The organism is Microbacterium sp. NPDC058269 (assembly GCF_042881445.1).
Taxonomy (GTDB): domain Bacteria; phylum Actinomycetota; class Actinomycetes; order Actinomycetales; family Microbacteriaceae; genus Microbacterium.
The window spans coordinates 524,086-547,889 of record NZ_JBHVXT010000001.1 but is presented as its reverse complement, the minus strand read 5'-3'; the positions used below and the strand labels follow the sequence as shown (position 1 = coordinate 547,889).

General features: G+C 65.8%; 36 protein-coding genes. All 36 read left to right on the top strand.

Features of this window, described 5'->3' with window-relative positions; translation table 11 throughout:
• Nucleotide 1: 1 nt before the first annotated feature.
• The 36 genes from ACFVWL_RS02740 (at nucleotide 2) to ACFVWL_RS02565 (ending at nucleotide 23,684) form a co-directional block, all read left to right on the top strand.
• The gene (locus ACFVWL_RS02740) at nucleotides 2-925 is read left to right on the top strand and encodes a sugar ABC transporter permease (protein WP_387178159.1); all 924 of its coding nucleotides are present in this window, start codon (nucleotides 2-4) and stop codon (nucleotides 923-925) included.
• Between the two features lie 82 nt (nucleotides 926-1,007).
• Nucleotides 1,008-1,334, top strand: coding sequence for a PadR family transcriptional regulator (locus ACFVWL_RS02735; RefSeq protein ID WP_387178156.1), 327 nt, complete (start codon nucleotides 1,008-1,010; stop codon nucleotides 1,332-1,334).
• 2 nt (nucleotides 1,335-1,336) lie between these two features.
• Nucleotides 1,337-1,993, top strand: a complete 657-nt coding sequence (locus ACFVWL_RS02730; protein WP_387178154.1) for an HAAS signaling domain-containing protein — start codon at nucleotides 1,337-1,339, stop codon at nucleotides 1,991-1,993.
• A 71-nt stretch (nucleotides 1,994-2,064) separates the two neighbouring features.
• On the top strand, nucleotides 2,065-2,217 hold the full coding sequence (locus tag ACFVWL_RS02725; RefSeq protein WP_387178151.1) for a hypothetical protein: 153 nt from the start codon (nucleotides 2,065-2,067) through the stop codon (nucleotides 2,215-2,217).
• A 115-nt stretch (nucleotides 2,218-2,332) separates the two neighbouring features.
• Entirely contained in the window at nucleotides 2,333-3,364 is a 1,032-nt protein-coding gene (locus tag ACFVWL_RS02720; protein WP_387178148.1) for an ABC transporter, read from the top strand.
• Between the two features lie 68 nt (nucleotides 3,365-3,432).
• The gene (locus ACFVWL_RS02715) at nucleotides 3,433-3,864 is read left to right on the top strand and encodes a hypothetical protein (protein WP_387178145.1); all 432 of its coding nucleotides are present in this window, start codon (nucleotides 3,433-3,435) and stop codon (nucleotides 3,862-3,864) included.
• An 82-nt stretch (nucleotides 3,865-3,946) separates the two neighbouring features.
• A complete protein-coding gene (locus ACFVWL_RS02710) occupies nucleotides 3,947-4,594 on the top strand; it encodes a spermidine/putrescine ABC transporter substrate-binding protein (protein WP_387178142.1) in 648 nt (215 codons plus the stop codon).
• 232 nt (nucleotides 4,595-4,826) lie between these two features.
• The gene (gene rpsL / locus ACFVWL_RS02705) at nucleotides 4,827-5,195 is read left to right on the top strand and encodes a 30S ribosomal protein S12 (RefSeq protein WP_017201609.1); all 369 of its coding nucleotides are present in this window, start codon (nucleotides 4,827-4,829) and stop codon (nucleotides 5,193-5,195) included.
• A 5-nt stretch (nucleotides 5,196-5,200) separates the two neighbouring features.
• Nucleotides 5,201-5,671: a 30S ribosomal protein S7 gene (gene rpsG / locus ACFVWL_RS02700; RefSeq protein ID WP_017201608.1), complete on the top strand. Its 471-nt coding sequence runs from the start codon at nucleotides 5,201-5,203 to the stop codon at nucleotides 5,669-5,671.
• 87 nt (nucleotides 5,672-5,758) lie between these two features.
• Nucleotides 5,759-7,873, top strand: coding sequence for an elongation factor G (fusA, locus tag ACFVWL_RS02695; protein WP_387178138.1), 2,115 nt, complete (start codon nucleotides 5,759-5,761; stop codon nucleotides 7,871-7,873).
• A 169-nt stretch (nucleotides 7,874-8,042) separates the two neighbouring features.
• On the top strand, nucleotides 8,043-9,233 hold the full coding sequence (gene tuf / locus ACFVWL_RS02690) for an elongation factor Tu (protein WP_017829210.1): 1,191 nt from the start codon (nucleotides 8,043-8,045) through the stop codon (nucleotides 9,231-9,233).
• Between the two features lie 153 nt (nucleotides 9,234-9,386).
• Nucleotides 9,387-9,599 (top strand): hypothetical protein, encoded by a 213-nt coding sequence (locus ACFVWL_RS02685; RefSeq protein ID WP_387178135.1) that lies wholly within the window; start codon nucleotides 9,387-9,389, stop codon nucleotides 9,597-9,599.
• An 845-nt stretch (nucleotides 9,600-10,444) separates the two neighbouring features.
• Nucleotides 10,445-10,753 carry a 30S ribosomal protein S10 gene (gene rpsJ / locus ACFVWL_RS02680; RefSeq protein WP_017201594.1) on the top strand — a complete coding sequence of 103 codons (309 nt, stop codon included), beginning with the start codon at nucleotides 10,445-10,447 and terminating at the stop codon, nucleotides 10,751-10,753.
• An 8-nt stretch (nucleotides 10,754-10,761) separates the two neighbouring features.
• Entirely contained in the window at nucleotides 10,762-11,421 is a 660-nt protein-coding gene (rplC, locus tag ACFVWL_RS02675) for a 50S ribosomal protein L3 (protein WP_387178132.1), read from the top strand.
• A 2-nt stretch (nucleotides 11,422-11,423) separates the two neighbouring features.
• Entirely contained in the window at nucleotides 11,424-12,086 is a 663-nt protein-coding gene (gene rplD, locus ACFVWL_RS02670) for a 50S ribosomal protein L4 (protein WP_021201122.1), read from the top strand.
• A complete protein-coding gene (rplW, locus tag ACFVWL_RS02665; RefSeq protein ID WP_017829206.1) occupies nucleotides 12,083-12,406 on the top strand; it encodes a 50S ribosomal protein L23 in 324 nt (107 codons plus the stop codon). The genes rplD and rplW overlap by 4 nt, the downstream gene beginning before the upstream one ends.
• 20 nt (nucleotides 12,407-12,426) lie before the next feature.
• Complete coding sequence (gene rplB, locus ACFVWL_RS02660) at nucleotides 12,427-13,266, top strand: 50S ribosomal protein L2 (RefSeq protein ID WP_091029529.1); 840 nt, start codon at nucleotides 12,427-12,429, stop codon at nucleotides 13,264-13,266.
• Nucleotides 13,267-13,278: 12 nt separating this feature from the next.
• Nucleotides 13,279-13,560, top strand: a complete 282-nt coding sequence (gene rpsS / locus ACFVWL_RS02655) for a 30S ribosomal protein S19 (protein WP_017829205.1) — start codon at nucleotides 13,279-13,281, stop codon at nucleotides 13,558-13,560.
• Nucleotides 13,560-13,958, top strand: coding sequence for a 50S ribosomal protein L22 (rplV, locus tag ACFVWL_RS02650; protein WP_021201121.1), 399 nt, complete (start codon nucleotides 13,560-13,562; stop codon nucleotides 13,956-13,958). The genes rpsS and rplV overlap by 1 nt, the downstream gene beginning before the upstream one ends.
• Nucleotides 13,958-14,713 (top strand): 30S ribosomal protein S3, encoded by a 756-nt coding sequence (gene rpsC, locus ACFVWL_RS02645; protein WP_017201587.1) that lies wholly within the window; start codon nucleotides 13,958-13,960, stop codon nucleotides 14,711-14,713. Before rplV ends, rpsC begins: the two co-directional genes overlap by 1 nt.
• Nucleotides 14,713-15,132, top strand: coding sequence for a 50S ribosomal protein L16 (gene rplP, locus ACFVWL_RS02640; RefSeq protein WP_017829203.1), 420 nt, complete (start codon nucleotides 14,713-14,715; stop codon nucleotides 15,130-15,132). The genes rpsC and rplP overlap by 1 nt, the downstream gene beginning before the upstream one ends.
• Nucleotides 15,132-15,449, top strand: coding sequence for a 50S ribosomal protein L29 (gene rpmC / locus ACFVWL_RS02635; protein WP_017829202.1), 318 nt, complete (start codon nucleotides 15,132-15,134; stop codon nucleotides 15,447-15,449). Before rplP ends, rpmC begins: the two co-directional genes overlap by 1 nt.
• Nucleotides 15,449-15,781 carry a 30S ribosomal protein S17 gene (gene rpsQ / locus ACFVWL_RS02630; RefSeq protein ID WP_021201120.1) on the top strand — a complete coding sequence of 111 codons (333 nt, stop codon included), beginning with the start codon at nucleotides 15,449-15,451 and terminating at the stop codon, nucleotides 15,779-15,781. Before rpmC ends, rpsQ begins: the two co-directional genes overlap by 1 nt.
• Nucleotides 15,778-16,146 carry a 50S ribosomal protein L14 gene (gene rplN, locus ACFVWL_RS02625; protein ID WP_017201583.1) on the top strand — a complete coding sequence of 123 codons (369 nt, stop codon included), beginning with the start codon at nucleotides 15,778-15,780 and terminating at the stop codon, nucleotides 16,144-16,146. Before rpsQ ends, rplN begins: the two co-directional genes overlap by 4 nt.
• Nucleotides 16,147-16,148: 2 nt before the next feature.
• The gene (gene rplX, locus ACFVWL_RS02620) at nucleotides 16,149-16,508 is read left to right on the top strand and encodes a 50S ribosomal protein L24 (RefSeq protein WP_017829200.1); all 360 of its coding nucleotides are present in this window, start codon (nucleotides 16,149-16,151) and stop codon (nucleotides 16,506-16,508) included.
• Nucleotides 16,508-17,098: a 50S ribosomal protein L5 gene (gene rplE / locus ACFVWL_RS02615; protein ID WP_017201581.1), complete on the top strand. Its 591-nt coding sequence runs from the start codon at nucleotides 16,508-16,510 to the stop codon at nucleotides 17,096-17,098. Before rplX ends, rplE begins: the two co-directional genes overlap by 1 nt.
• Nucleotides 17,099-17,230: 132 nt before the next feature.
• Nucleotides 17,231-17,629 carry a 30S ribosomal protein S8 gene (gene rpsH, locus ACFVWL_RS02610; protein WP_021201117.1) on the top strand — a complete coding sequence of 133 codons (399 nt, stop codon included), beginning with the start codon at nucleotides 17,231-17,233 and terminating at the stop codon, nucleotides 17,627-17,629.
• 6 nt (nucleotides 17,630-17,635) lie between these two features.
• Nucleotides 17,636-18,172, top strand: a complete 537-nt coding sequence (gene rplF, locus ACFVWL_RS02605; protein ID WP_017829197.1) for a 50S ribosomal protein L6 — start codon at nucleotides 17,636-17,638, stop codon at nucleotides 18,170-18,172.
• Nucleotides 18,173-18,174: 2 nt separating this feature from the next.
• A complete protein-coding gene (rplR, locus tag ACFVWL_RS02600) occupies nucleotides 18,175-18,534 on the top strand; it encodes a 50S ribosomal protein L18 (protein WP_017201578.1) in 360 nt (119 codons plus the stop codon).
• On the top strand, nucleotides 18,531-19,235 hold the full coding sequence (gene rpsE / locus ACFVWL_RS02595) for a 30S ribosomal protein S5 (RefSeq protein WP_387178124.1): 705 nt from the start codon (nucleotides 18,531-18,533) through the stop codon (nucleotides 19,233-19,235). Before rplR ends, rpsE begins: the two co-directional genes overlap by 4 nt.
• Nucleotides 19,235-19,420 (top strand): 50S ribosomal protein L30, encoded by a 186-nt coding sequence (rpmD, locus tag ACFVWL_RS02590; RefSeq protein ID WP_017201575.1) that lies wholly within the window; start codon nucleotides 19,235-19,237, stop codon nucleotides 19,418-19,420. Before rpsE ends, rpmD begins: the two co-directional genes overlap by 1 nt.
• On the top strand, nucleotides 19,420-20,055 hold the full coding sequence (gene rplO, locus ACFVWL_RS02585) for a 50S ribosomal protein L15 (RefSeq protein WP_387178121.1): 636 nt from the start codon (nucleotides 19,420-19,422) through the stop codon (nucleotides 20,053-20,055). The genes rpmD and rplO overlap by 1 nt, the downstream gene beginning before the upstream one ends.
• A 183-nt stretch (nucleotides 20,056-20,238) precedes the next feature.
• The gene (gene secY, locus ACFVWL_RS02580) at nucleotides 20,239-21,561 is read left to right on the top strand and encodes a preprotein translocase subunit SecY (RefSeq protein ID WP_387178118.1); all 1,323 of its coding nucleotides are present in this window, start codon (nucleotides 20,239-20,241) and stop codon (nucleotides 21,559-21,561) included.
• Nucleotides 21,558-22,163 carry an adenylate kinase gene (locus ACFVWL_RS02575; protein WP_029267378.1) on the top strand — a complete coding sequence of 202 codons (606 nt, stop codon included), beginning with the start codon at nucleotides 21,558-21,560 and terminating at the stop codon, nucleotides 22,161-22,163. The genes secY and ACFVWL_RS02575 overlap by 4 nt, the downstream gene beginning before the upstream one ends.
• Nucleotide 22,164: 1 nt before the next feature.
• Complete coding sequence (gene map, locus ACFVWL_RS02570) at nucleotides 22,165-23,016, top strand: type I methionyl aminopeptidase (RefSeq protein WP_387178115.1); 852 nt, start codon at nucleotides 22,165-22,167, stop codon at nucleotides 23,014-23,016.
• Nucleotides 23,016-23,684 carry a DsbA family protein gene (locus ACFVWL_RS02565; protein ID WP_387178112.1) on the top strand — a complete coding sequence of 223 codons (669 nt, stop codon included), beginning with the start codon at nucleotides 23,016-23,018 and terminating at the stop codon, nucleotides 23,682-23,684. The genes map and ACFVWL_RS02565 overlap by 1 nt, the downstream gene beginning before the upstream one ends.
• The last annotated feature ends 120 nt before the right edge of the window (nucleotides 23,685-23,804 follow it).

Genomic DNA, 23,804 nt, shown 5'->3' with positions numbered 1-23,804 from the left:
CATGAGCACCGCCAGCCCCACCACCGAGCGTTCCACCCAAGAGGTGCAGACCCTCGCACCGCGCCGTCGCAGCTTCGGCGCCTGGTTCGCCGACACCGGATGGCGTCACCTCGTCGCGATCGTCGTGAGCGCCTTCGCCCTGTTCCCGCTGTTGTACGTGGTCTCGGCCTCGCTGAACCCCAAGGGGACGCTGACGGGCTCGAACCAGCTGTTCTCCGCGATCGGGATCGACAGCTATGTGCGCATCCTGAGCGACCCGCAGAATCCGTACGGCACGTGGTTCCTCAACACGCTGCTGATCGCCGTGGTCACCGGCGCGGTCACCGTGTTCATCGGAGCGTGCGCCGCATATGCGTTCTCGCGCATGCGGTTCGCCGGACGCCGTGTGGGGCTCGTGACGATCGTCGTCGTGCAGATGTTCCCGCAGCTGCTCGCCGTCGTCGCGATCTTCCTGCTCATGTCGACGCTGGGGGATTGGTTCCCCGCCATCGGTCTCAACACCCACACCGGCCTGATCCTGGTCTACCTCGGTGGAGCGCTCGGCGTGAACACCTACCTGATGTACGGCTTCTTCAACACGATCCCGAAGGAGATCGACGAGGCCGCTCGCATCGACGGAGCCGGTCACGCGCGCATCTTCTTCACGATCATCCTGCGTCTGGTCGCGCCCATCCTCGCGGTGGTCGGACTGCTGTCGTTCATCGGCACGGTCAACGAGTACGTCATCGCGAGCGTGATGCTCGTCGACGTGGATCAGCAGACCCTCGTCGTCGGTCTCACCAAGCTCGTCGCGAACCCGCGCTATGCGGACTGGTCGGCGTTCTCCGCCGGTGCGGTGATGGCCGCGATCCCGGTGATGATCCTGTTCCTCTTCCTGCAGAAGTACATCGTCGGCGGGCTGACCGCCGGCGCGACGAAGGGGTGAGCGCACGGGCGGGTGCCGTCGCGGCATCCGCCCCCGTGGTCCCGGGCGCCTCTCACTTGTCTCGCATGCTACCTTGTCATGCATGACAGCGGATGTCGGCGCCCAGATGCGCAAGGGGGTGGTCGAGTACTGCGTGCTCGGTCTGCTCGCGCGTGAGCCGATGTACGGCTGGCAGTTGGCGGATGCGCTCACCGGCGCAGGATTGATCGCCAGCATCGGCACGCTGTATCCGCTGCTGGGGCGGCTCAGGGACAACGGCTGGGTCACGACGTTCGACCAGCCCTCCGACAGCGGTCCGGTGCGGAAGTACTACCGGCTCACCGCGACCGGTATCGACCAGCTCGAGCGCTTCCGTGCGCAGTGGGCGCCGTTCGCCCGTGTGGTCACGGGCATCGTCGGAGAGGGATGACCATGGCAGGGCTCACCGCAGACACCCTTCGAGAGGACTACCTCACGCGGCTCGACGAGGCGATGCGCGGACTGCCGCACGGCGTCGCGACCGACATCCGCGCAGGCATCCTCGAAGAGCTCCAGGGGCTCGACGCCGATGCGACGGCCGCGCGGATCGCCCGCCTCGGCGACCCTGTCGCGATCGCCCGAGAGGCACAGGCCGAGCTGCCGGCGGGTGCCCCCACCGCTGTTGCGGCGACGGTGCCCCAGACGCCGGATGCCCGTCCCGCGCCGACCTCCACGCGGGGGTTCGCGATCGCCGCGGCTCTGACTCTGAGCTTCGGGGGGATCGTCGTGCCGGTCGTGGGGTGGTTCGTCGGCGCCGTTCTCGTGAGCCTGTGCTCGTTGTGGAACACGGGGGAGAAGATCGTCTCCATCGTGGTGCCGTTCGTGGTGGGCGGTCTGTCGATCATCGTGATCTCGACGATGATCACCGTCTCCGCGTGGGAGTCGAGCGACAGTGCCTCGGGGACGGGAAACCCACCGGCCGTGAACAACCCCCTGCTCCCCGCCTGGTACGACATGATCTGGGTCGGCATCATGGGAGTCGGCATCCTCCTCATCCCCGTCTCCGGTCTCTGGCTGCTCTGGCGCCTCCGCGGTCGCACCGCGCGGTGAGTCGGGGCAGAGCGCATCGAGTGTCGGCGTTGCTGCCGGGCACGTGCGTCCTTCGGACGTAGCGTGGAGCCATGGCACGGGTGGGTGGACGCAACCTCGGGATGAGCTGGTTCGCCGGCATCGTGTGCGTCGGCATCATCGGAGCCCTCGTGTGGCTGTCGCTCCCGATGCTCCCGGTGCTCGCACAGTTCGCCGGTGATGCCCTGCGTGGCGCACTCCCCTGAACACGCGAAACGGTGATGTGTCGTCGCGTATGACGACACGTCGGCACGCCTCCGCGAGCGTCTGTTCGCTCGGAGGTACCCTCACAATGCACGTATCCGATGAGAGGCGCACCCCATGAGTGACCCCGACGTTCCCCAGCCCGAGAAGCCGGCTGACGTTGACGACGTCGTCGGCAGTGCGAACGCAGGCCTGGATGCCGCCGCGGCTGCAGGCGCGGATGTTCCCGGCAACAACGACGGCCTGGACGACGGCCTGGATCAGAAGCCCGTCGTCGCGCCGGTCGACCCCGACCTCGCCGCGTTCGAAGAGGCAGAGCGCGACCATCCTGGAACGTTCGCGTCCCCGCCGCCAGCAGCGATTCCTGCTGCGGCCGCCCCGTCGCGCGACTACACCGAGGAGGTCAGAGCCCAGGCTGACGCCGAGACCACCTCCTTCTACCCTGAGCCGGTCGTGGGTGAGCCGGTTCCGTTCGGGCATGAGCAGTCGGGCATGGCCGGCGCCGCATACGCCCAGTACGGCGATGAGGCCGATACGCGTGTCGTCCCGTCGGAACCTCTCGTCGCCGCGGCCGCCGCGCAGCCGCAGCCGATCTTCGTGCAGGCTCCCGAGCCGCCCCGTGACCGTGGCAACCGTGGCACCGCGGGAGCCATCGGGCTCCTCGCGACGCTCGTCTTCGCGGTGCTGTACCTCGGTGCGGCGCTGGGACTCGGCGCGATCGCCGGAGACGTGACCGGAGAGAACATCGGTCAGACCGCGATCGCCCCCCTGACCACCTGGGGATACTGGACGCCCGTCGTCGTGTTCTTCCTCGGCTTCTGGCTGCTGGGTGCGATCATCAACCGCGGTCGCTGGGGGCTCTGGGTCGTCTTCGGAATCATCGTCGGTGTCATCGCGTACGCGGGGCACATCCTCGGGCAGCTGTTCGAGGCCCCGTTCTGGAAGCTCAGCGCGAGCCAGGGGGGCGACCTCGTCGGCGAGCAGCTGCTCGCTCCGCTCGCGATCGCGGCCTTCGTGTTCGCCCGTGAGCTGACCATCTGGTTCGGCGCCTGGGTCGCCCGCAGCGGCGCCCGCAAGACCGAGCTGAACGCCGAGGCGCAGCGCGAGTACGAGCGCACCCTCGAAGCCGGCCCGACGCTGTCGAGGTAGTCACGAACTCCACCACGCCGAACCCCCGCGGACCCGAGTCCGCGGGGGTTTCGGCTGTCCTGGCGGTCGTGCTCGCCACCATCAGCTTCTTCGCACTGGCGGTCTTCGGTCTCGGGGCGCTGAGCATCGCCACCGACACGGACATCATCGCGGTGCCGGACCTCGGGCAGATGCCGGGCGTCGTCGGAATGCTCGTGGCCGTCGTCTCGTTCGCGCTCGTGCTGTGGTCGACACTGCGTCGACCGCATCCGTCGTACGTCGCGACGATCGCGATCGCGCTCGTCGCGGGGCTCGTCCATCTGGCCGCGGTTTGGGTCGCTGTGCTCATCGGCGCGGGGAGTCTGGTCCTCGCGACCGCGGTCGCGGGAGATCTCGTGCGCGGCGGAGCCAGTGCGGTCCTCGTGCTGGCGGGGCTGATCGCCGCATGGGGCGGGATCGCACTGCGTCGTACCCGCGCCGAGCATCCGCGCTGGCCGTGGGAGCGCGACGAAGACGAGTGACGTCGGAGCGATTGCCGGTCCGCGCCCCGCCGGGGCGGGGGAAATCGCGACGGTGACGGGCGACGCGCCGTACGCTGGTGGGGTGGAGCGCTCGTTGGAGACGCAGGTCGACCAGGCCGTGGAGGCCTGGTTGCGCTGGGTGCCGCGCTGGGAGCCGGCAACCCATCGTGGACGCGTCGCGCCGTGTCGTCGGTGTCTCGGATCGCCCATCCTCTCGGCGGCCGGTATCGGGGCGAACGTGCCGCACGGGGTGCAGCACGGGTTGTCGACACGGATCAAGACCATCGTCGATCACGCCGTGGCCGAGTACACGGCGAGGAATCTGCCGATGCTCCAGCGCGAACTCGATCAGCAGGCCGCGCGCAACCGCGCCCGCAGCTACCGTCCGGCCGAGGATCTCGATCCCGAGTTCGACGGGCTCCCGCTCGATCCGGATCCTGTGCCCGGCGCGCCGTTCCTGTTCACCATCGCGGGACTTGCCGACGACTCCGCAGCTGAGCTGCCCGCACTGCCTCCGCTCACGGAGGAGGCCAAGATCGCCCTCCGTCAGGAGGTCGCCCTCGCCGACGAGTACGCCAACATGGTGGGCCGCGAGATCTGCGGCATCCTGCTGCGCCATCGCATCTACATCCAGGCCGCGATCTCGCAGCACGTCGAACCGCAGATCGAGGCGCTGCTGGCCGAGCTCACCGAGTCGCTCGACTCGCCGTTCGACCCTGACCTGCCCTGACGCCGCGTCCACCGTGAGCGGCCGGGCCCTGCGCTCATTTGACCGGCAGGTTACGCGGCATTACACTTGATCAGGTGTGTGTACGCCTACGCGTGCGCACTGGGCGCCGGCACCTGCCGGTTCGCCCCCACGGCATACCCATCACACCAAAAGCTCGTCGGTTCCGGCGCGCCGGTGGGTCATGATGTGAAACCCATCACGCTGTCACCGTGCAGCACTATGAGGAGAGAACGTGCCAACCATTCAGCAGTTGGTTCGCAAGGGTCGCTCGCCCAAGGTCACCAAGACCAAGGCGCCGGCGCTCAAGTCGAACCCGCAGCAGGCCGGGGTATGCACCCGCGTCTACACCACCACCCCGAAGAAGCCGAACTCGGCGATGCGCAAGGTCGCTCGTGTGAAGCTCCGCAACGGCACCGAGGTCACCGCGTACATCCCCGGTGAGGGCCACAACCTGCAGGAGCACTCGCTCGTGCTCGTGCGTGGCGGTCGTGTCAAGGACCTCCCCGGTGTGCGTTACAAGATCGTCCGTGGCGCCCTGGACACCCAGGCAGTCAAGAACCGTAAGCAGGCTCGTTCCCGCTACGGCGCGAAGAAGGGTTGAGTTAGATGCCTCGTAAGGGACCAGCCCCGAAGCGCCCCGTCGTCAACGACCCGGTATACGGCGCACCGATCGTCACCTCGTTGGTGAACAAGATCCTCGTCGACGGCAAGAAGTCGCTGGCCGAGTCGATCGTCTACGGCGCCCTCCGCGGTGTCGAGGCGAAGAACGGTCAGGACGCCGTCGCCACGCTCAAGAAGGCGCTCGACAACGTGCGCCCGACTCTCGAGGTCCGAAGCCGCCGCGTCGGTGGCTCGACCTACCAGGTGCCGGTCGAGGTCAAGCCTCACCGCGCCAACACGCTCGCTCTGCGCTGGCTCGTGAGCTACGCGAAGGGCCGTCGTGAGAAGACGATGACCGAGCGTCTGCAGAACGAGATCCTCGACGCGTCGAACGGCCTGGGCGCCGCGGTCAAGCGCCGCGAGGACACGCACAAGATGGCCGAGTCGAACCGCGCGTTCGCTCACTACCGCTGGTAAACAGCTTCGCCCGCCCCTCGGCCACTCGCCGAGGGGCGGGCACCCCCTCTTCGCAGTACGACTGCTCCAAAAGATAAGGACACTCCTGTGGCACAAGACGTGCTCACGGACCTGAGCAAGGTCCGCAACATCGGCATCATGGCGCACATCGATGCCGGCAAGACCACGACGACCGAGCGCATCCTGTTCTACACGGGCGTCAACCACAAGCTCGGCGAGACGCACGATGGCGCGTCGACCACCGACTGGATGGAGCAGGAGAAGGAGCGCGGCATCACGATCACGTCTGCCGCCGTGACCTGCTACTGGAACAAGAACCAGATCAACATCATCGACACCCCCGGACACGTGGACTTCACGGTCGAGGTGGAGCGTTCGCTCCGCGTCCTCGATGGTGCTGTCGCCGTGTTCGACGGCAAGGAGGGCGTCGAGCCCCAGTCCGAGACCGTCTGGCGTCAGGCCGACAAGTACAACGTCCCGCGCATCTGCTTCGTCAACAAGATGGACAAGCTCGGCGCCGACTTCTACTTCACGGTCGACACGATCATCAACCGCCTGGGCGCCAAGCCCCTCGTGATCCAGCTGCCGATCGGCGCGGAGAGCGACTTCATCGGCGTCGTCGACCTGGTCGAGATGCGTGCACTGGTCTGGGCCGGAGACTCCAAGGGTGACGTCACCATGGGCGCCTCCTACGAGATCCAGGAGATCCCGGAGAACCTCAAGGAGAAGGCTGCCGAGTACCGTCAGCAGCTCCTCGAGACCGTCGCCGAGACCGACGACGCACTGCTCGAGAAGTTCTTCGGTGGCGAGGAGCTCACGGTCGCCGAGATCAAGGGCGCGATCCGCAAGCTGACCGTCGCCAGCGAGATCTACCCGGTGCTCTGCGGTTCCGCGTTCAAGAACCGCGGCGTCCAGCCGATGCTCGACGCGGTCGTCGACTACCTCCCGAACCCGCTCGACGTGGGCTCGATCGAGGCGCACGACCCGAAGGACTACGACACGATCATCGAGCGTCACCCCGACGCCAACGACCCGTTCGCGGCCCTCGCGTTCAAGGTCGCGGTGCACCCGTTCTTCGGTCGCCTCACCTACGTGCGCGTCTACTCGGGTCACCTGGACTCCGGTTCTGCGGTCATCAACTCGACCAAGAACAAGAAGGAGCGCATCGGGAAGATCTTCCAGATGCACGCCAACAAGGAGATCCCGGTTCCCTCGGTCACCGCCGGAAACATCTACGCGGTCATCGGCCTCAAGGACACCACCACGGGTGACACCCTCACCGACCCGGCGGCGCCCGTCGTCCTCGAGTCGATGACGTTCCCCGAGCCTGTCATCGAGGTCGCGATCGAGCCGAAGACCAAGGCCGACCAGGAGAAGCTGGGTGTCGCCATCCAGAAGCTCGCTGAAGAGGACCCGACCTTCCGCACGGAGCTCAACCCCGAGACCGGTCAGACGACCATCAAGGGAATGGGTGAGCTGCACCTCGACATCCTCGTGGACCGCATGAAGCGCGAGTTCAACGTCGAGGCCAACGTCGGCAAGCCGCAGGTCGCGTACCGCGAGACCCTCAAGAAGGCCGTCGAGAAGCACGACTACACGCACAAGAAGCAGACCGGTGGCTCCGGCCAGTTCGCGAAGATCCAGTTCACCATCGAGCCGATGGACCTGGACTCCGAGAAGACCTACGAGTTCGTGAACGCCGTCACCGGTGGTCGCATCCCTCGTGAGTACATCGGTTCGATCGATGCCGGTTTCCAGGACGCGATGAACGTCGGTGTGCTCGCGGGCTACCCGATGGTCGGCGTCAAGGCGACCATCGTCGACGGTGCGGCTCACGACGTCGACTCCTCGGAGATGGCGTTCAAGATCGCGGGCTCCATGGGCTTCAAGGAGGCCGCTCGCCGTGCCAACCCCGTGCTGCTCGAGCCGCTGATGGCCGTCGAGGTCCGTACTCCCGAGGAGTACATGGGGGACGTCATCGGCGACCTGAACTCGCGTCGTGGCCAGATTCAGTCGATGGAAGACGCCGCCGGCGTCAAGGTCGTCCGCGCCCAGGTTCCGCTGTCCGAGATGTTCGGCTACATCGGCGACCTGCGCTCGAAGACCTCGGGTCGTGCCGTCTACTCCATGGAGTTCCACAGCTACGCTGAGGTTCCCCGTGCTGTGGCCGACGAGATCGTCCAGAAGACCAAGGGCGAGTAATCACCCTTCTGGGATCCCCGCGGCGCCGAGCACCGCGAAGCGCCGCGGGGTTCCCAGGTCACCTACAACTTCACATTCCCTCTCTACTAAACTGAGAACCTAACCCGTAGAGAACCGGTCGCAAACCAGTGCCCGGTCACCTCTACAACGACGTCCTGAGGAGGACCCAGTGGCTAAGGCCAAGTTCGAGCGGACCAAGCCGCACGTCAACATCGGAACGATCGGTCACGTCGACCACGGCAAGACCACGCTCTCCGCAGCGATCTCGAAGGTGCTTGCTGACAAGTACCCGTCCGACACCAACGTGCAGCGCGACTTCGCTTCCATCGACTCGGCGCCGGAAGAGCGCCAGCGTGGTATCACCATCAACATCTCGCACATCGAGTACGAGACCCCGAAGCGCCACTACGCGCACGTTGACGCTCCCGGCCACGCCGACTACGTCAAGAACATGATCACCGGTGCGGCTCAGATGGACGGTGCGATCCTCGTGGTCGCCGCCACCGACGGCCCGATGGCTCAGACGCGTGAGCACGTGCTGCTCGCCAAGCAGGTCGGCGTGCCGTACCTGCTGGTCGCGCTGAACAAGTCCGACATGGTCGACGACGAGGAGATCCTGGAGCTCGTCGAGCTCGAGGTCCGCGAGCTGCTCGCCGGCCAGGGCTTCGACGAGGACGCTCCTGTCGTCCGCGTCTCCGCTCTCAAGGCCCTCGAGGGCGACGAGAAGTGGACCCAGGCGATCCTGGACCTGATGCAGGCTGTCGACGACAGCGTTCCGGACCCGGAGCGTGACCGTGACAAGCCGTTCCTGATGCCCGTCGAGGACGTCTTCACGATCACCGGTCGTGGAACCGTCGTCACGGGTCGCGCCGAGCGTGGCACGCTGGCCATCAACTCCGAGGTCGAGATCGTCGGACTCCGTCCGACCGTCAAGACCACGGTCACGGGTATCGAGATGTTCCACAAGCAGCTCGACGAGGCCTGGGCCGGCGAGAACTGTGGTCTGCTGCTCCGCGGCACCAAGCGTGAGGACGTCGAGCGCGGTCAGGTCATCGTCAAGCCGGGTTCGGTCACGCCGCACACCGACTTCGAGGGCACCGCGTACATCCTGTCCAAGGACGAGGGTGGCCGTCACAACCCGTTCTACACGAACTACCGCCCGCAGTTCTACTTCCGCACCACCGACGTCACCGGCGTCATCTCGCTGCCCGAGGGCACCGAGATGGTCATGCCCGGCGACACCACCGACATGACGGTCGAGCTGATTCAGCCGATCGCCATGGAGGAGGGCCTCGGCTTCGCCATCCGTGAGGGTGGACGCACCGTCGGCGCCGGTACGGTCACGAAGATCATCAAGTAAGCATCTGCTTCCTCGCAGAGGGGTCGGACCTTCGGGTCCGGCCCCTCTGTCGTTAACGCGGGAGTCTCGAGGGTTCCGTTTGAGCGGACGGACATGCACAATGAGTGGGGTCGCCCCGATCGGTCGGCGGCACACCTTCAGAAGGGGAATCACATGGGCATCGAAGACGCCGTGAACAAGGGCAAGGACCTGTACGAGCAGAACAAGGACAAGATCGCCGAGGCCGTCAAGAGCGAGCAGGCTGAGGACATCAGCGACAAGGTGCTCGACGGCGTCGCCGACTTCGCCAAGAAGATCGCCCCGGGTGCTGCCGACAAGATCGACGAGATCCGCGACAGCGCCGACAAGTCCGTCGGCAACGAGTAAGTACAAGCCCGAGCCCAGAGCGGCGATCCACCACCGGTGGATCGCCGCTCTTGCATGCGGGAGCGCCGTATCCGCGTCGGAATGTCGTCGGATGTGGCGCATTCACTGCTGCATCCAGTAGGATCGTCTCGACCGCCTGGGGATCTTGCGGTCGGGGAAGCCGAAGGGGTTCGGTTTCCCGAAGCACGCGGACTTCCGCGTACAAACTGGGGATATGCGATCTTGGGGATCATCGTGCGACGCGCGCAAACATTGCGCCTGAGCGTCTCCCTGCCTGCGCGGCGGGTCTTCCGCCGCGCCCTCGGTCGAGGAGTTCGGCGTCCCTTCACGCCGGGCTACTCGCGTTCGGTGTGCCCCCTCGCACTGAACGCCCTCCCCAAGCGGGGCGAGGCATGGGGATGTCTCGCCCCGCTATCTCCTGCGATCTGACGCGTTTCGCTGCCTTCCGCGGTCCCGTCCGAGGACCGCGACACGCCCGGGTTTGCAGAAGTGAAATCAGCCGTGGCAGAATAGACAGGTTCGATATTCCGTCGCCGCTGTGCGTGCGATGGATCACTGCCAGGGCAGTGCATAGACGGCGCCTCCTCCGGGACGGTGCAGGGTTCTAGGCCGCGGGTAGCAGAACACACCCCGACACCCCCTCTTCACGAAGGGTTCCGCCGTGCGCGGTGGAAGGTCGGCATCCGGTCGCCTCGCGGCTTCCGGCTGACAGAAGAACAGTGGTGCAGCAGATCGACTCGCAAGAGCCGTTCTCGTGCCGAGGCGCGAACAGCGCCGACGTGCGTCCAATGCCCCAGGGCCACCCGGTCCCGGACGGTAAGACGCTTAAAGAGAGAGAGCAGACAATGGCGGGACAGAAGATCCGCATTCGCCTGAAGTCGTATGACCACGAGGTCATCGACACGTCCGCACGCAAGATCGTCGACACCGTGACCCGTGCGGGCGCAACCGTCGTCGGCCCCGTGCCCCTTCCGACCGAGAAGAACGTCGTGTGCGTCATCCGGTCGCCGCACAAGTACAAGGACAGCCGCGAGCACTTCGAGATGCGCACCCACAAGCGTCTGATCGACATCGTCGACCCGACGCCCAAGGCTGTCGACTCGCTGATGCGCCTCGACCTGCCGGCCGATGTCAACATCGAGATCAAGCTCTGAGGTTCGACATGGCTGACATCAACTCCAAGATTTCCAAGGGCATGCTGGGCACGAAGCTCGGTATGACCCAGGTGTGGAACGAGAGCGGCAAGCTCGTTCCCGTCACCGTCATCGAGCTGGCACCCAACGTGGTCACCCAGGTCCGCACGCCCGAGAAGGACGGCTACAACGCCGTGCAGATCGCGTACGGCCAGATCGACCCCCGCAAGGTGAACAAGCCGCTCTCCGCTCACTTCGAGGCAGCCGGCGTCACGCCGCGTCGTCACGTCACCGAGATCCGCACCGCGGACGCCGGCGACTACAACCTGGGCCAGGAGCTCACGGTCGACGGCACCTTCGAGGCGGGCCAGCTCGTCGACGTCGTCGGCACGAGCAAGGGCAAGGGCTTCGCCGGTGTCATGAAGCGTCACAACTTCAAGGGCGTCTCGGCTTCGCACGGTTCGCACCGCAACCACCGCAAGCCCGGCTCGATCGGCGCATCGTCGACCCCGAGCCGCGTCTTCAAGGGCATGCGCATGGCCGGCCGTATGGGTGGCGAGCGCGTGACCGTCCTCAACCTCACGGTGCACTCCATCGACATCGAGAAGGGACTCATGCTCGTCAAGGGCGCCGTCCCCGGTGCTCGTGGCCGCATCGTCTATGTCCGCAACGCAGTGAAGGGTGCCTGATCATGGCTGACTCCACTCTCGCGCTCGACGTCCTCAAGGCAGACGGCAAGAAGGCAGGCTCGATCGAGCTTCCCGCCGCGCTGTTCGACGCCAAGACGAACATCCCGCTCATCCACCAGGTCGTCGTCGCGCAGCTCGCGGCGGCTCGCCAGGGCACGCACTCGACCAAGCGTCGTGGCGAGGTCTCCGGTGCCGGCCGCAAGCCCTTCAAGCAGAAGGGCACGGGTAACGCCCGTCAGGGTTCCATCCGCGCGCCGCACATGACCGGTGGTGGCATCGTGCACGGCCCCAAGCCGCGCGACTACTCGCAGCGCACCCCCAAGAAGATGATCGCTGCCGCCCTGCTGGGCGCGCTCAGCGACCGCTTCCGCGGGGACCGCATCCACGCCATCGAGTCCTTCGGGATCGACGGCACGCCTTCGACCAAGACCGCGGTGAACTTCCTCACCAACGTCGTCTCGTCGAAGAACGTGCTCGTCGTGATCGAGCGCAACGACGACGTGACGCTGAAGAGCATCCGTAACCTGTCGAACCTGCACGTGCTGACGTTCGACCAGCTCAACGCATACGACGTGCTCGTCTCCGACGACATCGTCTTCACCCAGGCCGCGCTCGAGGGCTTCATCGCCTCCAAGTCCGGCGCCAACCAGGAGGTCTCCGCATGAGCGAGCAGGCATCTGTTCTCCAGACGGCCCTGAACAAGGACCCGCGCGACATCATCCTGAAGCCGGTCGTGTCCGAGAAGAGCTACGGGCTCATCGATGAGGGAAAGTACACCTTCCTCGTCGACCCGCGCGCTTCGAAGACCGAGATCAAGCTCGCCATCGAGAAGATCTTCGGCGTCAAGGTCGCAGGGGTCAACACCCTCAACCGCGTCGGCAAGGCTCGCCGCACCCGCTTCGGCACCGGCAAGCGCAAGGACACCAAGCGCGCCATCGTGACCCTGAAGTCGGGCACCATCGACATCTTCACGGCAATCGGCTGATCCGGGGGATAAGGACAATAATGGCTATTCGCAAGTACAAGCCCACGACCCCGGGCCGTCGCGGCTCGTCGGTGGCTGACTTCGCCGAGATCACTCGATCGACGCCGGAGAAGTCGCTGCTGCGCCCGCTCTCGAAGACCGGTGGTCGCAACAACCAGGGCCGCATCACGACCCGTCACATCGGTGGTGGCCACAAGCGCCAGTACCGCGTCATCGACTTCCGTCGTAACGACAAGGACGGCGTCAACGCCAAGGTCGCTCACATCGAGTACGACCCCAACCGCACCGCGCGCATCGCGCTGCTGCACTACTTCGACGGTGAGAAGCGCTACATCCTCGCTCCGGCGAAGCTGAAGCAGGGCGACGTCGTCGAGTCGGGTGCCGGGGCTGACATCAAGCCGGGCAACAACCTCCCGCTGAAGAACATCCCCACGGGTACCGTCATCCACGCGATCGAGCTCCGCCCCGGCGGCGGCGCGAAGATGGCACGTTCGGCCGGTGCATCCGTCCGTCTCGTCGCCAAGGACGGCAACTTCGCCCAGCTGCGTCTCCCCTCGGGCGAGATCCGCAACGTCGATGCGCGCTGCCGCGCGACCATCGGCGAGGTCGGCAACGCCGAGCAGTCGAACATCAACTGGGGTAAGGCCGGCCGCATGCGCTGGAAGGGCGTCCGCCCGACCGTGCGTGGTGTCGCGATGAACCCGGTCGACCACCCGCACGGTGGTGGTGAGGGTAAGACCTCTGGTGGTCGTCACCCCGTCTCCCCGTGGGGCCAGGCTGAGGGTCGTACCCGTCACGCCAACAAGGAAAGCGACAAGTACATCGTGCGTCGTCGTAACGCCGGCAAGAAGCGTAAGTAGGAGTAAGAGAAGATGCCTCGCAGTCTTAAGAAGGGCCCCTTCGTCGACGATCACCTGCTTCGCAAGGTGGTCGTGCAGAACGAAGCCGGCACCAAGAACGTCATCAAGACCTGGTCCCGTCGGTCCATGATCATCCCGGCCATGCTGGGTCACACGATCGCGGTCCACGACGGACGCAAGCACATTCCTGTGTTCGTGTCCGAGACCATGGTCGGTCACAAGCTGGGCGAGTTCGCGCCCACCCGCACCTTCCGCGGCCACGAGAAGGACGACAAGAAGGGGCGGCGCCGCTAATGGTCGAATCGATCGCACGCGTGCGACACATCCGCGTGACCCCTCAGAAGGCTCGTCGTGTCGTCGCGCTCATCAAGGGCAAGCAGGCGCAGGAAGCTCTCGCGATCCTGAAGTTCGCGCAGCAGAGCGCCAGCGAGCCGATCTACAAGCTTGTCGCGTCGGCCATGGCCAACGCGCAGGTCAAGGCGGATCGCGACGGCGAGTTCCTCGACGAGCAGGACCTGTACGTGGCCAACGCGTACGTCGACGAGGGCACCACGCTCAAGCGTTTCCAGCCCCGTGCACAGGGTCGCGCTTTCCAGATCAAGAAGCGCACGAGCCACATCACGGTCGTGCTCTCGACGCCTGAGGCAGCTCCGGCCGCCACGGGCGACAGCAACAAGAAGGCGAGCAAGTAATGGGACAGAAGGTAAACCCGTACGGCTTCCGTCTCGGCATCACGACGGACCACGTCTCGCGTTGGTTCTCTGACTCGACGAAGCCGGGTCAGCGCTACGCCGACTACGTCGCCGAGGACATCAAGATCCGTAACCTGCTCAAGACGCAGCTCGACCGCGCCGGTGTCTCGAACATCGAGATCGAGCGCACCCGTGACCGCGTCCGCGTCGACATCCACACCGCCCGTCCGGGCATCGTGATCGGTCGTCGTGGAGCCGAGGCCGAGCGCATCCGCGGCGACCTCGAGAAGCTCTCGGGCAAGCAGATCCAGCTGAACATCCTCGAGGTCAAGAACCCCGAGGCCGACGCTCAGCTGGTCGCACAGGGCATCGCCGAGCAGCTGTCTGCTCGTGTGGCGTTCCGTCGTGCGATGCGCAAGGGTCTGCAGGGCGCTCAGCGCGCCGGCGCCAAGGGCATCCGCATCCAGGTCTCCGGCCGCCTCGGCGGCGCCGAGATGAGCCGTTCGGAGTTCTACCGCGAGGGTCGTGTGCCGCTGCACACGCTTCGTGCGAACATCGACTACGGCTTCTACGAGGCGAAGACCACCTTCGGCCGCATCGGCGTGAAGGTCTGGATCTACAAGGGCGACCTGACCGCGAAGGAGCTCGCTCGCGAGCAGGCCAACGCACCCAAGGCTCGTCGTGACGACCGTGGTGGCGACCGCCGCCGTGCCCCGCGCAACGAGGCACCTGTCGCAGAAGGAGCGTCGGCATAATGCTCATCCCCCGTAAGGTCAAGTTCCGCAAGCAGCACCACCCGGGTCGCTCGGGTCAGGCCACCGGCGGCACGAAGGTCTCCTTCGGCGAGTACGGTATCCAGGCCCTCACGCCCGCTTACGTGACGAACCGTCAGATCGAGTCCGCTCGTATCGCGATGACCCGTCACATCAAGCGTGGTGGAAAGGTGTGGATCAACATCTACCCCGACCGTCCGCTCACGAAGAAGCCTGCCGAAACCCGCATGGGTTCCGGTAAGGGTTCCCCCGAGTGGTGGGTCGCCAACGTCAAGCCGGGCCGTGTCCTCTTCGAGGTCGCGGGTGTCGACGAGGAGCTCGCACGCGAAGCTCTGACCCGTGCAATTCACAAGCTGCCGCTCAAGGCACGCATCATCAAGCGCGAGGAGGGCGACGCGTAATGGCGATCGGCACCAAGGAGCTCGCCCCGGCAGAGCTCGACACATTCGAAGACCAGCGCCTCGTTGAGGAGCTGCGCAAGGCCAAGGAGGAGCTGTTCAACCTCCGTTTCCAGTCGGCCACCGGCCAGCTGGAGAGCCACGGCCGCATCCGCGCCGTCAAGCGCGACATCGCGCGCCTCTACACCGTGATCCGCGAACGCGAGCTGGGCATCCGTGCGACGCCTGCTCCGGTCGAGGCTCCGGCCAAGAAGGCGACCAAGTCGAAGGCGAAGAAGGCGGACTCCGCCGACGACGCCGTGAAGGAAGAGGCTGAGTGATGGCCACCAAGAAGGAAGCGACTGTGGAGACGCAGGCCGCAGGACACGAGTCGTCCGAGCACGACGTCCGCGACTCCGCTGCCCGCGGTTACCGCAAGGCACGTCGCGGCTACGTCGTCAGCGACAAGATGGACAAGACCATCGTGGTCGAGGTCGAGGACCGCGTGAAGCACCCGCTTTACGGCAAGGTCATCCGCCGCACGTCGAAGGTCAAGGCGCACGATGAGGCGAACTCCGCCGGCATCGGCGACCTGGTCCTGATCAACGAGACCCGCCCGCTGAGCGCCACGAAGCGCTGGCGCCTGGTGGAGATTCTGGAGAAGGCCAAGTGATTCAGCAGGAATCCCGACTCAAGGTCGCCGACAACACCGGCGCCAAGGAGCTGCTCACCATCCGCGTTCTCGGTGGCTCGAAGCGCCGTTACGCGGGCCTCGGCGACACCATCGTCGCGACCGTCAAGGACGCGATCCCCGGTGGCAACGTCAAGAAGGGCGACGTCGTCAAGGCGGTCATCGTCCGCACCAAGAAGGAGGTCCGTCGCCCGGACGGCTCCTACATCAAGTTCGACGAGAACGCCGCAGTGATCCTGAAGAACGACGGGGAGCCCCGCGGCACCCGTATCTTCGGGCCGGTCGGTCGTGAGCTTCGTGACAAGAAGTTCATGAAGATCGTCTCGCTGGCGCCGGAGGTCATCTAATCATGGCGAAGATCAAGAAGGGTGACCTGGTTCAGGTCATCACCGGTGCCACGCAGGAGCGTGGCGGCGACCGCGGCAAGCAGGGCAAGGTCCTCGACGTCCTTGCTGAGAAGAACCGCGTCATCGTCGAAGGCGTGAACTACGTCACCAAGCACACCCGCGTCGGACAGACGCAGCGTGGCACCAAGACCGGAGGCATCGAGACCGTCGAAGCCTCCATCCACATCTCGAACGTCGCACTCGTCGACCCTTCGACCAAGAAGCCGACCAAGGTCGGCCACCGGGTCGAGGAGCAGACGAAGGACGGCGTGAAGCGCACCGTCCGCGTGCGCTACGCGAAGAAGAGCGGTAAGGACCTCTGATGAGCACCGACACTGCCGCGCCGGCTGGCAAGATCCAGCCGCGCCTGAAGCAGAAGTACAACACCGAGATCAAGAAGGCGATGCAGGAAGAGTTCGGTTACGCGAACGTCATGCAGATCCCCGGACTGGTCAAGGTCGTCGTGAACACCGGTGTCGGCGAGGCAGCTCGCGACAGCAAGGTGATCGATGGCGCGGTCGACGATCTCACCAAGATCACCGGCCAGAAGCCGATCGTCACGAAGGCTCGCAAGTCCATCGCGCAGTTCAAGCTGCGTGAGGGCCAGGCCATCGGCGCGCACGTCACCCTCCGCGGTGACCGCGCGTGGGAGTTCGTGGATCGCCTCGTCTCGCTCGCACTGCCCCGTATCCGCGACTTCCGCGGTCTCTCGGCCAAGCAGTTCGACGGCAACGGCAACTACACCTTCGGTCTCCAGGAGCAGAGCGTGTTCCACGAGATCGATCAGGACAAGATCGACCGGGTTCGCGGTTTCGACATCACCGTCGTCACCACCGCGAAGACGGACGACGAGGGCCGGGCACTGCTCCGTCACCTCGGCTTCCCGTTCCGCTCGGAAGACGCACAGGCGTAACACCCTTGACGGGCTCAGTGGTTTCGTGTCACTGAGCCCGTCGATGTGCACGTACAATTGAAAATTGCGTGTCATCGCAGGCCGTCTGTCGTGTAACGGCAGCCGGAACCTCATGAACAAAGGAAATCAACAATGACAATGACAGACCCGGTCGCAGATCTGCTGACCCGTCTGCGCAACGCGAACTCGGCGCACCACGATTCTGTGACCCTGCCGTCGAGCAAGCTCAAGACGCACATCGCTCAGATCCTCCAGCAGGAGGGCTACATCGCCGGCTGGGAGACCTCTGACGCTCGCGTCGGACAGAACCTCACGCTGACGCTGAAGTACGGTCCCAACCGTGAGCGCTCCATCGCTGGCATCAAGCGCGTCTCGAAGCCCGGCCTCCGCGTCTACGCGAAGTCGACCGAGCTTCCCACGGTCCTCGGCGGCCTTGGCGTGGCGATCCTGTCCACCTCCTCCGGTCTTCTCACCGACCGTCAGGCAGAGCAGAAGGGCGTGGGCGGAGAAGTTCTCGCCTACGTGTGGTAATTCGAAATGTCGCGTATTGGACGACTTCCCATCGACGTTCCTGCGGGCGTGACCGTTTCGGTCGACGGCCGTGAGGTCGCGGTGAAGGGCCCCAAGGGTGAACTCACCCTCACGGTGGCCAGCCCCATCGAGGTCGCGGTCGAGGAGAACCAGGTTCTGGTCTCCCGTCCCGACGACGAGCGCGAGTCTCGGTCGCTTCACGGCCTGACCCGCACGCTCATCAACAACAACATCATCGGCGTGACCCAGGGCTACACCAAGGGTCTCGAGGTCGTCGGCACCGGTTACCGCGTGCAGCAGAAGGGCAGCTCGGTCGAGTTCGCCCTCGGCTTCTCGCACCCGGTCCTGATCGACCCGCCCGCCGGCATCACGCTCACGGTCGAGGGCACCACGAAGCTCACCGTCAGCGGGATCGACAAGCAGGCTGTCGGCGAGGCAGCTGCCAACATCCGCAAGATCCGCAAGCCCGAGCCGTACAAGGGCAAGGGTGTGCGCTACGCCGGCGAGAACGTGCGTCGCAAGGCCGGAAAGAGTGGTAAGTAACCATGGCTCTCAAGTCAAAGTCTGACGCCCGCGCGCGTCGTCACGCCCGCCTTCGCAAGAAGGTCGTCGGCACCGAGGCGCGTCCGCGTCTCGTCGTCAACCGCTCGGCCCGCCACGTCTTCGTGCAGCTGGTCGACGACAGCAAGGGTCACACCGTGGCGTCGGCTTCGACGCTCGAGACCGACCTGCGCTCGCTCGAGGGTGACAAGACCGCCAAGGCCCGCAAGGTCGGCGAGCTCCTCGCCGAGCGTGCGAAGGCTGCCGGCGTTTCCGAGGCAGTGTTCGACCGTGGCGGCAACCGCTACGCCGGTCGTGTCGCCGCCATCGCCGACGGCGCCCGCGAGGGGGGTCTGGCACTGTGAGTGACAACAAGGAGAACGAAGTGACCGAAGCGGCTGCTGCCACTTCCGAGACGGCTGCCGGCACCACGCAGGCTGAGCCGGCTCGCGACTCGCGTGATGGCCGCCGTGGCGGCCGTGGCGACCGCAACCAGGGTGGCGGCCGTGACCGCAACTCTCGCGACCGTGGCGACAACCAGTTCCTGGAGCGCGTCGTCACCATCAACCGCGTCTCGAAGGTCGTGAAGGGTGGTCGTCGCTTCAGCTTCACCGCCCTCGTGGTCGTCGGTGACGGCAACGGTCTGGTCGGTGTCGGCTACGGCAAGGCCCGCGAGGTCCCTCTGGCGATCTCGAAGGGTGTCGAAGAGGCCAAGCGCAACTTCTTCCGCGTTCCGCGCGTCGGCAGCACCATCCCGCACCCCGTGCAGGGTGAGGCGGCCGCTGGCGTGGTCCTGCTCCGTCCGGCCGCTGCCGGTACCGGTGTCATCGCCGGTGGTCCGGTCCGCGCCGTGCTCGAGTGCGCCGGTATCCACGACGTGCTGTCGAAGTCGCTCGGCTCGTCGAACACGATCAACATCGTGCACGCGACGGTCACCGCCCTGAAGCAGCTCGAGGAGCCTCGTGCGGTCGCCGCACGTCGTGGCCTCGAGTTCGACCAGGTCGCCCCTGCGCGTCTCGTGCGCGCCGAGGCCGAGGCCATCGCCGCACAGAAGGTAGGTGCCTGATGGCCGCGCGACTGAAGGTCACGCAGATCAAGTCCAAGGTGAGCGAGAAGCAGAACCAGCGTGACACGCTGCGCAGCCTCGGTCTGAAGCGGATCGGTGACACCACCGTTCGCCCCGACGACGCGCAGACGCGCGGCTACGTCAAGACCGTCGCACACCTCGTCAAGGTTGAGGAGATCGACTAATGGCTGAGAAGAACGAGGCCGTCGAGGCTGAGAAGGCCACGAAGAAGGCTGCAGCTCCCAAGGCTGCCGCTGAGAAGAAGCCGGCTGCGAAGAAGGCTCCGGCCAAGACCGCTGCCGCCGGCGCCAAGGCTGATGGCGCTGCCAAGAAGCCTGCCGCCAAGAAGGCAACGCCGGCGAAGGATGCTCCGGCATCCCGCCCCGGCGTGCTGAAGGTTCACCACCTGCGTCCCGTCCCCGGATCCAACACCGCCAAGACTCGCGTCGGCCGTGGTGAGGGTTCCAAGGGTAAGACCGCTGGTCGTGGAACCAAGGGCACCAAGGCGCGCAACACCGTTCGCGTCGGCTTCGAGGGTGGGCAGATGCCGCTGCACATGCGCACCCCGAAGCTGCGCGGGTTCAAGAACCCGTTCCGCGTGGAGTACCAGGTCGTGAACCTGGAGAAGCTCGCGGAGCTGTACCCGAAGGGTGGCGATGTCACCATCGGCGACCTGGTCGCCAAGGGTGCCGTTCGCAAGAACGAGAAGGTCAAGGTTCTCGGAAACGGCGACATCGCCGTGAAGCTCACCGTTTCGGTCGACAAGGTCTCGGGTTCTGCCGAGCAGAAGATCGTCGCGGCCGGCGGATCCGTCAAGTAACCGCACAGCAAGAGGGGCCGGAGATTCTCCGGCCCCTCTTGTGGTTTCACACTCCGAGACCTCGCTCTGGGGCCGCATCCGGCGGGCCTGGTATCGGTGGCGAATTCCGGGAAGCCCGGTTTGCGTTACCCTGGTCTTTCAGCCGTCCTTCGGGAATCGGCAACCTTTTCAGGAGGAACGTCCTTGTTTAGCGCCATCGCGCGGATCTTCCGCACCCCCGACCTGCGTCGGAAGATCGGTTTCACTCTCGCCATCGTTGCGATCTACCGGCTCGGCTCCAACGTCCCGGCGCCGTTCGTGAACTTCCCGAACGTCGAAGAGTGTCTCGCCGCCAACGCGGGCACCGACGGGCTGCTCGGACTGGTCAACCTCTTCTCCGGCGGCGCGCTGCTGCAGCTGTCGATCTTCGCGCTCGGCGTCATGCCGTACATCACCGCGACGATCATCACGCAGCTCCTGCGCGTGGTCATCCCGCACTTCGAGGCGCTGCACAAGGAAGGTCAGGCCGGCCAGGCCCGTCTGACCCAGTACACGCGTTACCTCACGATCGCCCTCGCGCTGCTCCAGTCGACGACTCTCGTCACGGTGGCGCGCAGCGGCCAGCTCTTCGGCACGACGGATCTCGCGGCGTGCCAGCAGCTTCTGACGAACGACGTGTGGTGGGCACAGCTGCTCATCATCATGGCGATGACGGCCGGTACCGGTTTGATCATGTGGTTCGCCGAGCTCGTCACCGAGCGCGGTATCGGCAACGGCATGTCGCTGCTCATCTTCACCTCGATCGCCGCGACGTTCCCCGGCGCCATGGGTCTCATCTGGCAGACGAAGGGCTTCGAGGTCTTCCTGCTCGTTCTACTGGTGGGAATCATCGTCATGGGGCTCGTCGTGTTCGTCGAGCAATCCCAGCGACGCATCCCGGTGCAGTATGCCAAGCGCATGGTCGGTCGACGCACCTATGGCGGCACGAACACCTACATCCCCATCAAGGTGAACATGGCGGGCGTGATCCCCGTGATCTTCGCCTCGTCGCTGCTGTACATCCCGGCGCTCATCGCGCAGTTCAACACCCCGCAGGACGGATCGACTCCGGCCGCCTGGGTGACCTGGATCAGCGCGAACTTCACGACGGGCAACAGCCCGGTCTACATGGCCGCGTACTTCCTGCTGATCATCGGCTTCACGTACTTCTACGTGGCGATCACGTTCAACCCGGTCGAGGTCGCGGACAACATGAAGAAGTACGGCGGGTTCATCCCCGGCATCCGTGCGGGCCGCCCGACGGCCGAGTACCTCGACTACGTGCTCACCCGCATCACGCTCCCGGGCTCCCTGTACCTCGGTCTGATCGCGCTCATCCCGCTCATCGCTCTGGCCACGGTCGGCGCCAACCAGAACTTCCCGTTCGGTGGTGCCTCGATCCTCATCATCGTCGGTGTGGGTCTCGAGACGGTCAAGCAGATCGACGCGCAGCTGCAGCAGCGACACTACGAAGGGCTCCTCCGATGACAGCATCCGCACGTCTTCTCATCGTCGGCCCGCAGGGCTCCGGCAAGGGCACGCAGGGCGTGCGCATCGCCGAGTCCTACGGCATCCCGGTCGTCTCGACCGGCGACATCTTCCGCGCGAACATCAAGGAGGGGACGCCCCTCGGCCAGCAGGTCACGGCGATCCTCGACAAGGGTGACCTCGTTCCGGATGAGCTGACCAGCGAGATCGTGCGCGACCGCCTGTCGCAGGATGACGCCGCTCACGGCTTCCTGCTCGACGGCTACCCGCGCAACACGGCACAGGTCGCCCACCTCGAGTCGTTCCTCGCCGAGCGCGGACAGGCGCTCGACGCCGTCATCCTCCTCGACGTACCGCGCGAGGAGAGCCTGGAGCGCCTGACGCTCCGCGCGACCGAGCAGGGACGCTCCGACGACACCCCGGAGGCCATCGGCCACCGTCTCGACATCTACGAGCGCGAGACCGCCCCGATCCTCGAGGTCTACGGCGCCAAGGGCATCGTCGACCGGATCGACGGTGTCGGCTCGCTCGACGAGATCACCGAGCGCATCGCCGAGGCTCTGGCCGCACGCGGCCTGCGTCTCGCGGCCTCCGCCTCCTGAGATGTTCCGCCGGTCGATCTACAAGACCGCGGCTCAGCTGCGAGCCATGGTGGAGCCCGGGCTCATCACGGCTGCGGCGCTGGATGCCGTACGCCCGCTGATCAAGCCCGGCGTCACCACGCTCGAGCTCGACACGGTGGCGAACCGCACGATCCTCGCACGGGGCGCCGAGTCGAACTTCCAGCTGGTGCGCGGCTACCACCACACCACCTGCATCTCGGTGAACGAGCAGGTCGTGCACGGCATCCCGGGGGAGCGGGTGCTGCAGCCGGGTGACATCGTGTCGGTCGACTGCGGTGCGCAGTTCCACGGTTGGAACGGCGACAGCGCCATGACCGTGGTCGTGCCCGACCCGGACCGGCCTGAGCTGGTCGCACGCCGCGAGGAACTCTCCCGCGTCACAGAGGGCTCCATGTGGGCGGGAATCGCCGCCATGGCGTCCGTGTCGTCGATCGACGAGATCGGCGCCGCCATCCAGGACTACATCGAGGCTCAGGGGCCGTCTGCGGTCTCCGGTGAACCCTATGGCATCCTGCGCGAGTACGTCGGGCATGGCATCGGTCGCAAGATGCACGAGGCCCCGAGCGTCTTCAACTACCGCACGCCCGACCGTGGCGAGGACGTGAAGCCCGGACTCGTGCTCGCGATCGAGCCGATGGTCACCGCCGGCGGGGACGCGACCTTCATCGAAGAGGACGACTGGACCGTCACCACGGTGGACGGCACGGACGGCTCCCATTGGGAACATAGCGTCGCCCTGCATGATGGGGGTATCTGGGTGCTGACTGCGCCCGATGGTGGAAGAGCCGGACTCGCCCCGTTCGGGGTCGAGCCTCGAGAGATCGGAAAGTAATGGCAGCGGCGAAGAGCAACACCAACTGGTTCGCGATCGGCGTCTCGATCGCCGTCGTCGTGGTGCTGGTGGCGATCGGTGGCCTCGTGGTGTTCCTCAACAACCAGGCGACCTCGCCCGGTGCGGCGCCCAAGGCCAACGACACTTTCAACTCCGAGACGGGTGCGATCTCGTTCGGCGACGGCGAAGACACCATCGCGGTGTTCGTCGACTTCCAGTGCCCGGTCTGCAAGACGTTCGAGGACCAGTTCGGCGCCCAGCTCGAGGCAGCGGCCGCCGACGGTCGCATCACGCTCGAGTACCACCCGATCGCGATCCTCGACCGCTTCTCCCAGGGGACCGAGTACTCCTCGCGCTCTGCCGGTGCCGCGTTCTGCGTCGCCGAGTCGAACCCCGACCTGTACCTCGACTTCGCCAAGACGCTGTTCGAGAACCAGCCTGAGGAGAACTCGACGGGTCTCACCAACGACCAGCTCGCCGGCTTCGCGTCGCAGGTCGGCGCGGACGACGCGGTCTCCTGCATCACCGACGAGACGTACCGCAAGTTCGGCGCGGCACAGGCGAAGTCCCACGAGGTCGCCGGCACGCCGGCGGTGGACATCAACGGCACGCGCCTCAACCTGCAGGACCAGGCCGACCTGAAGAAGTTCACCGACCTGATCAGCTGAGCCGGCGGCTTCCCGCCCCTGGCGGTCAAGTTGCCGGATGGCTCCGGAGCGTCTAACATAGATCTTTGGTGCTTTGTGCCTTGATTCGGCGTGTCCGGCGGCGCAGCACCACAAACCAAT

Bases quoted from the DNA above. Each gene is read 5' to 3' on its own strand.
- ACFVWL_RS02730 (WP_387178154.1), top strand. From the start codon at position 1,337: ATGGCAGGGCTCACCGCAGACACCCTTCGAGAGGACTACCTCACGCGG.
- rpsC (WP_017201587.1), top strand. From the start codon at position 13,958: ATGGGACAGAAGGTAAACCCGTACGGCTTCCGTCTCGGCATCACGACG.
- rpsG (WP_017201608.1), top strand. From the start codon at position 5,201: ATGCCTCGTAAGGGACCAGCCCCGAAGCGCCCCGTCGTCAACGACCCG.
- rplW (WP_017829206.1), top strand. From the start codon at position 12,083: ATGAGCGAGCAGGCATCTGTTCTCCAGACGGCCCTGAACAAGGACCCG.
- ACFVWL_RS02725 (WP_387178151.1), top strand. From the start codon at position 2,065: ATGGCACGGGTGGGTGGACGCAACCTCGGGATGAGCTGGTTCGCCGGC.
- rpmD (WP_017201575.1), top strand. From the start codon at position 19,235: ATGGCCGCGCGACTGAAGGTCACGCAGATCAAGTCCAAGGTGAGCGAG.
- rplO (WP_387178121.1), top strand. From the start codon at position 19,420: ATGGCTGAGAAGAACGAGGCCGTCGAGGCTGAGAAGGCCACGAAGAAG.
- rpsQ (WP_021201120.1), top strand. From the start codon at position 15,449: ATGGCCACCAAGAAGGAAGCGACTGTGGAGACGCAGGCCGCAGGACAC.
- rplF (WP_017829197.1), top strand. From the start codon at position 17,636: ATGTCGCGTATTGGACGACTTCCCATCGACGTTCCTGCGGGCGTGACC.
- rplC (WP_387178132.1), top strand. From the start codon at position 10,762: ATGGCTGACATCAACTCCAAGATTTCCAAGGGCATGCTGGGCACGAAG.
- rplP (WP_017829203.1), top strand. From the start codon at position 14,713: ATGCTCATCCCCCGTAAGGTCAAGTTCCGCAAGCAGCACCACCCGGGT.
- rplV (WP_021201121.1), top strand. From the start codon at position 13,560: ATGGTCGAATCGATCGCACGCGTGCGACACATCCGCGTGACCCCTCAG.
- rplE (WP_017201581.1), top strand. From the start codon at position 16,508: ATGAGCACCGACACTGCCGCGCCGGCTGGCAAGATCCAGCCGCGCCTG.
- ACFVWL_RS02740 (WP_387178159.1), top strand. From the start codon at position 2: ATGAGCACCGCCAGCCCCACCACCGAGCGTTCCACCCAAGAGGTGCAG.
- rpsH (WP_021201117.1), top strand. From the start codon at position 17,231: ATGACAATGACAGACCCGGTCGCAGATCTGCTGACCCGTCTGCGCAAC.
- ACFVWL_RS02575 (WP_029267378.1), top strand. From the start codon at position 21,558: ATGACAGCATCCGCACGTCTTCTCATCGTCGGCCCGCAGGGCTCCGGC.
- ACFVWL_RS02720 (WP_387178148.1), top strand. From the start codon at position 2,333: ATGAGTGACCCCGACGTTCCCCAGCCCGAGAAGCCGGCTGACGTTGAC.
- rplX (WP_017829200.1), top strand. From the start codon at position 16,149: ATGGCGAAGATCAAGAAGGGTGACCTGGTTCAGGTCATCACCGGTGCC.
- rplD (WP_021201122.1), top strand. From the start codon at position 11,424: ATGGCTGACTCCACTCTCGCGCTCGACGTCCTCAAGGCAGACGGCAAG.
- rpmC (WP_017829202.1), top strand. From the start codon at position 15,132: ATGGCGATCGGCACCAAGGAGCTCGCCCCGGCAGAGCTCGACACATTC.
- ACFVWL_RS02565 (WP_387178112.1), top strand. From the start codon at position 23,016: ATGGCAGCGGCGAAGAGCAACACCAACTGGTTCGCGATCGGCGTCTCG.
- map (WP_387178115.1), top strand. From the start codon at position 22,165: ATGTTCCGCCGGTCGATCTACAAGACCGCGGCTCAGCTGCGAGCCATG.
- rplB (WP_091029529.1), top strand. From the start codon at position 12,427: ATGGCTATTCGCAAGTACAAGCCCACGACCCCGGGCCGTCGCGGCTCG.
- rpsJ (WP_017201594.1), top strand. From the start codon at position 10,445: ATGGCGGGACAGAAGATCCGCATTCGCCTGAAGTCGTATGACCACGAG.
- rpsS (WP_017829205.1), top strand. From the start codon at position 13,279: ATGCCTCGCAGTCTTAAGAAGGGCCCCTTCGTCGACGATCACCTGCTT.
- ACFVWL_RS02685 (WP_387178135.1), top strand. From the start codon at position 9,387: ATGGGCATCGAAGACGCCGTGAACAAGGGCAAGGACCTGTACGAGCAG.
- rplR (WP_017201578.1), top strand. From the start codon at position 18,175: ATGGCTCTCAAGTCAAAGTCTGACGCCCGCGCGCGTCGTCACGCCCGC.
- ACFVWL_RS02735 (WP_387178156.1), top strand. From the start codon at position 1,008: ATGACAGCGGATGTCGGCGCCCAGATGCGCAAGGGGGTGGTCGAGTAC.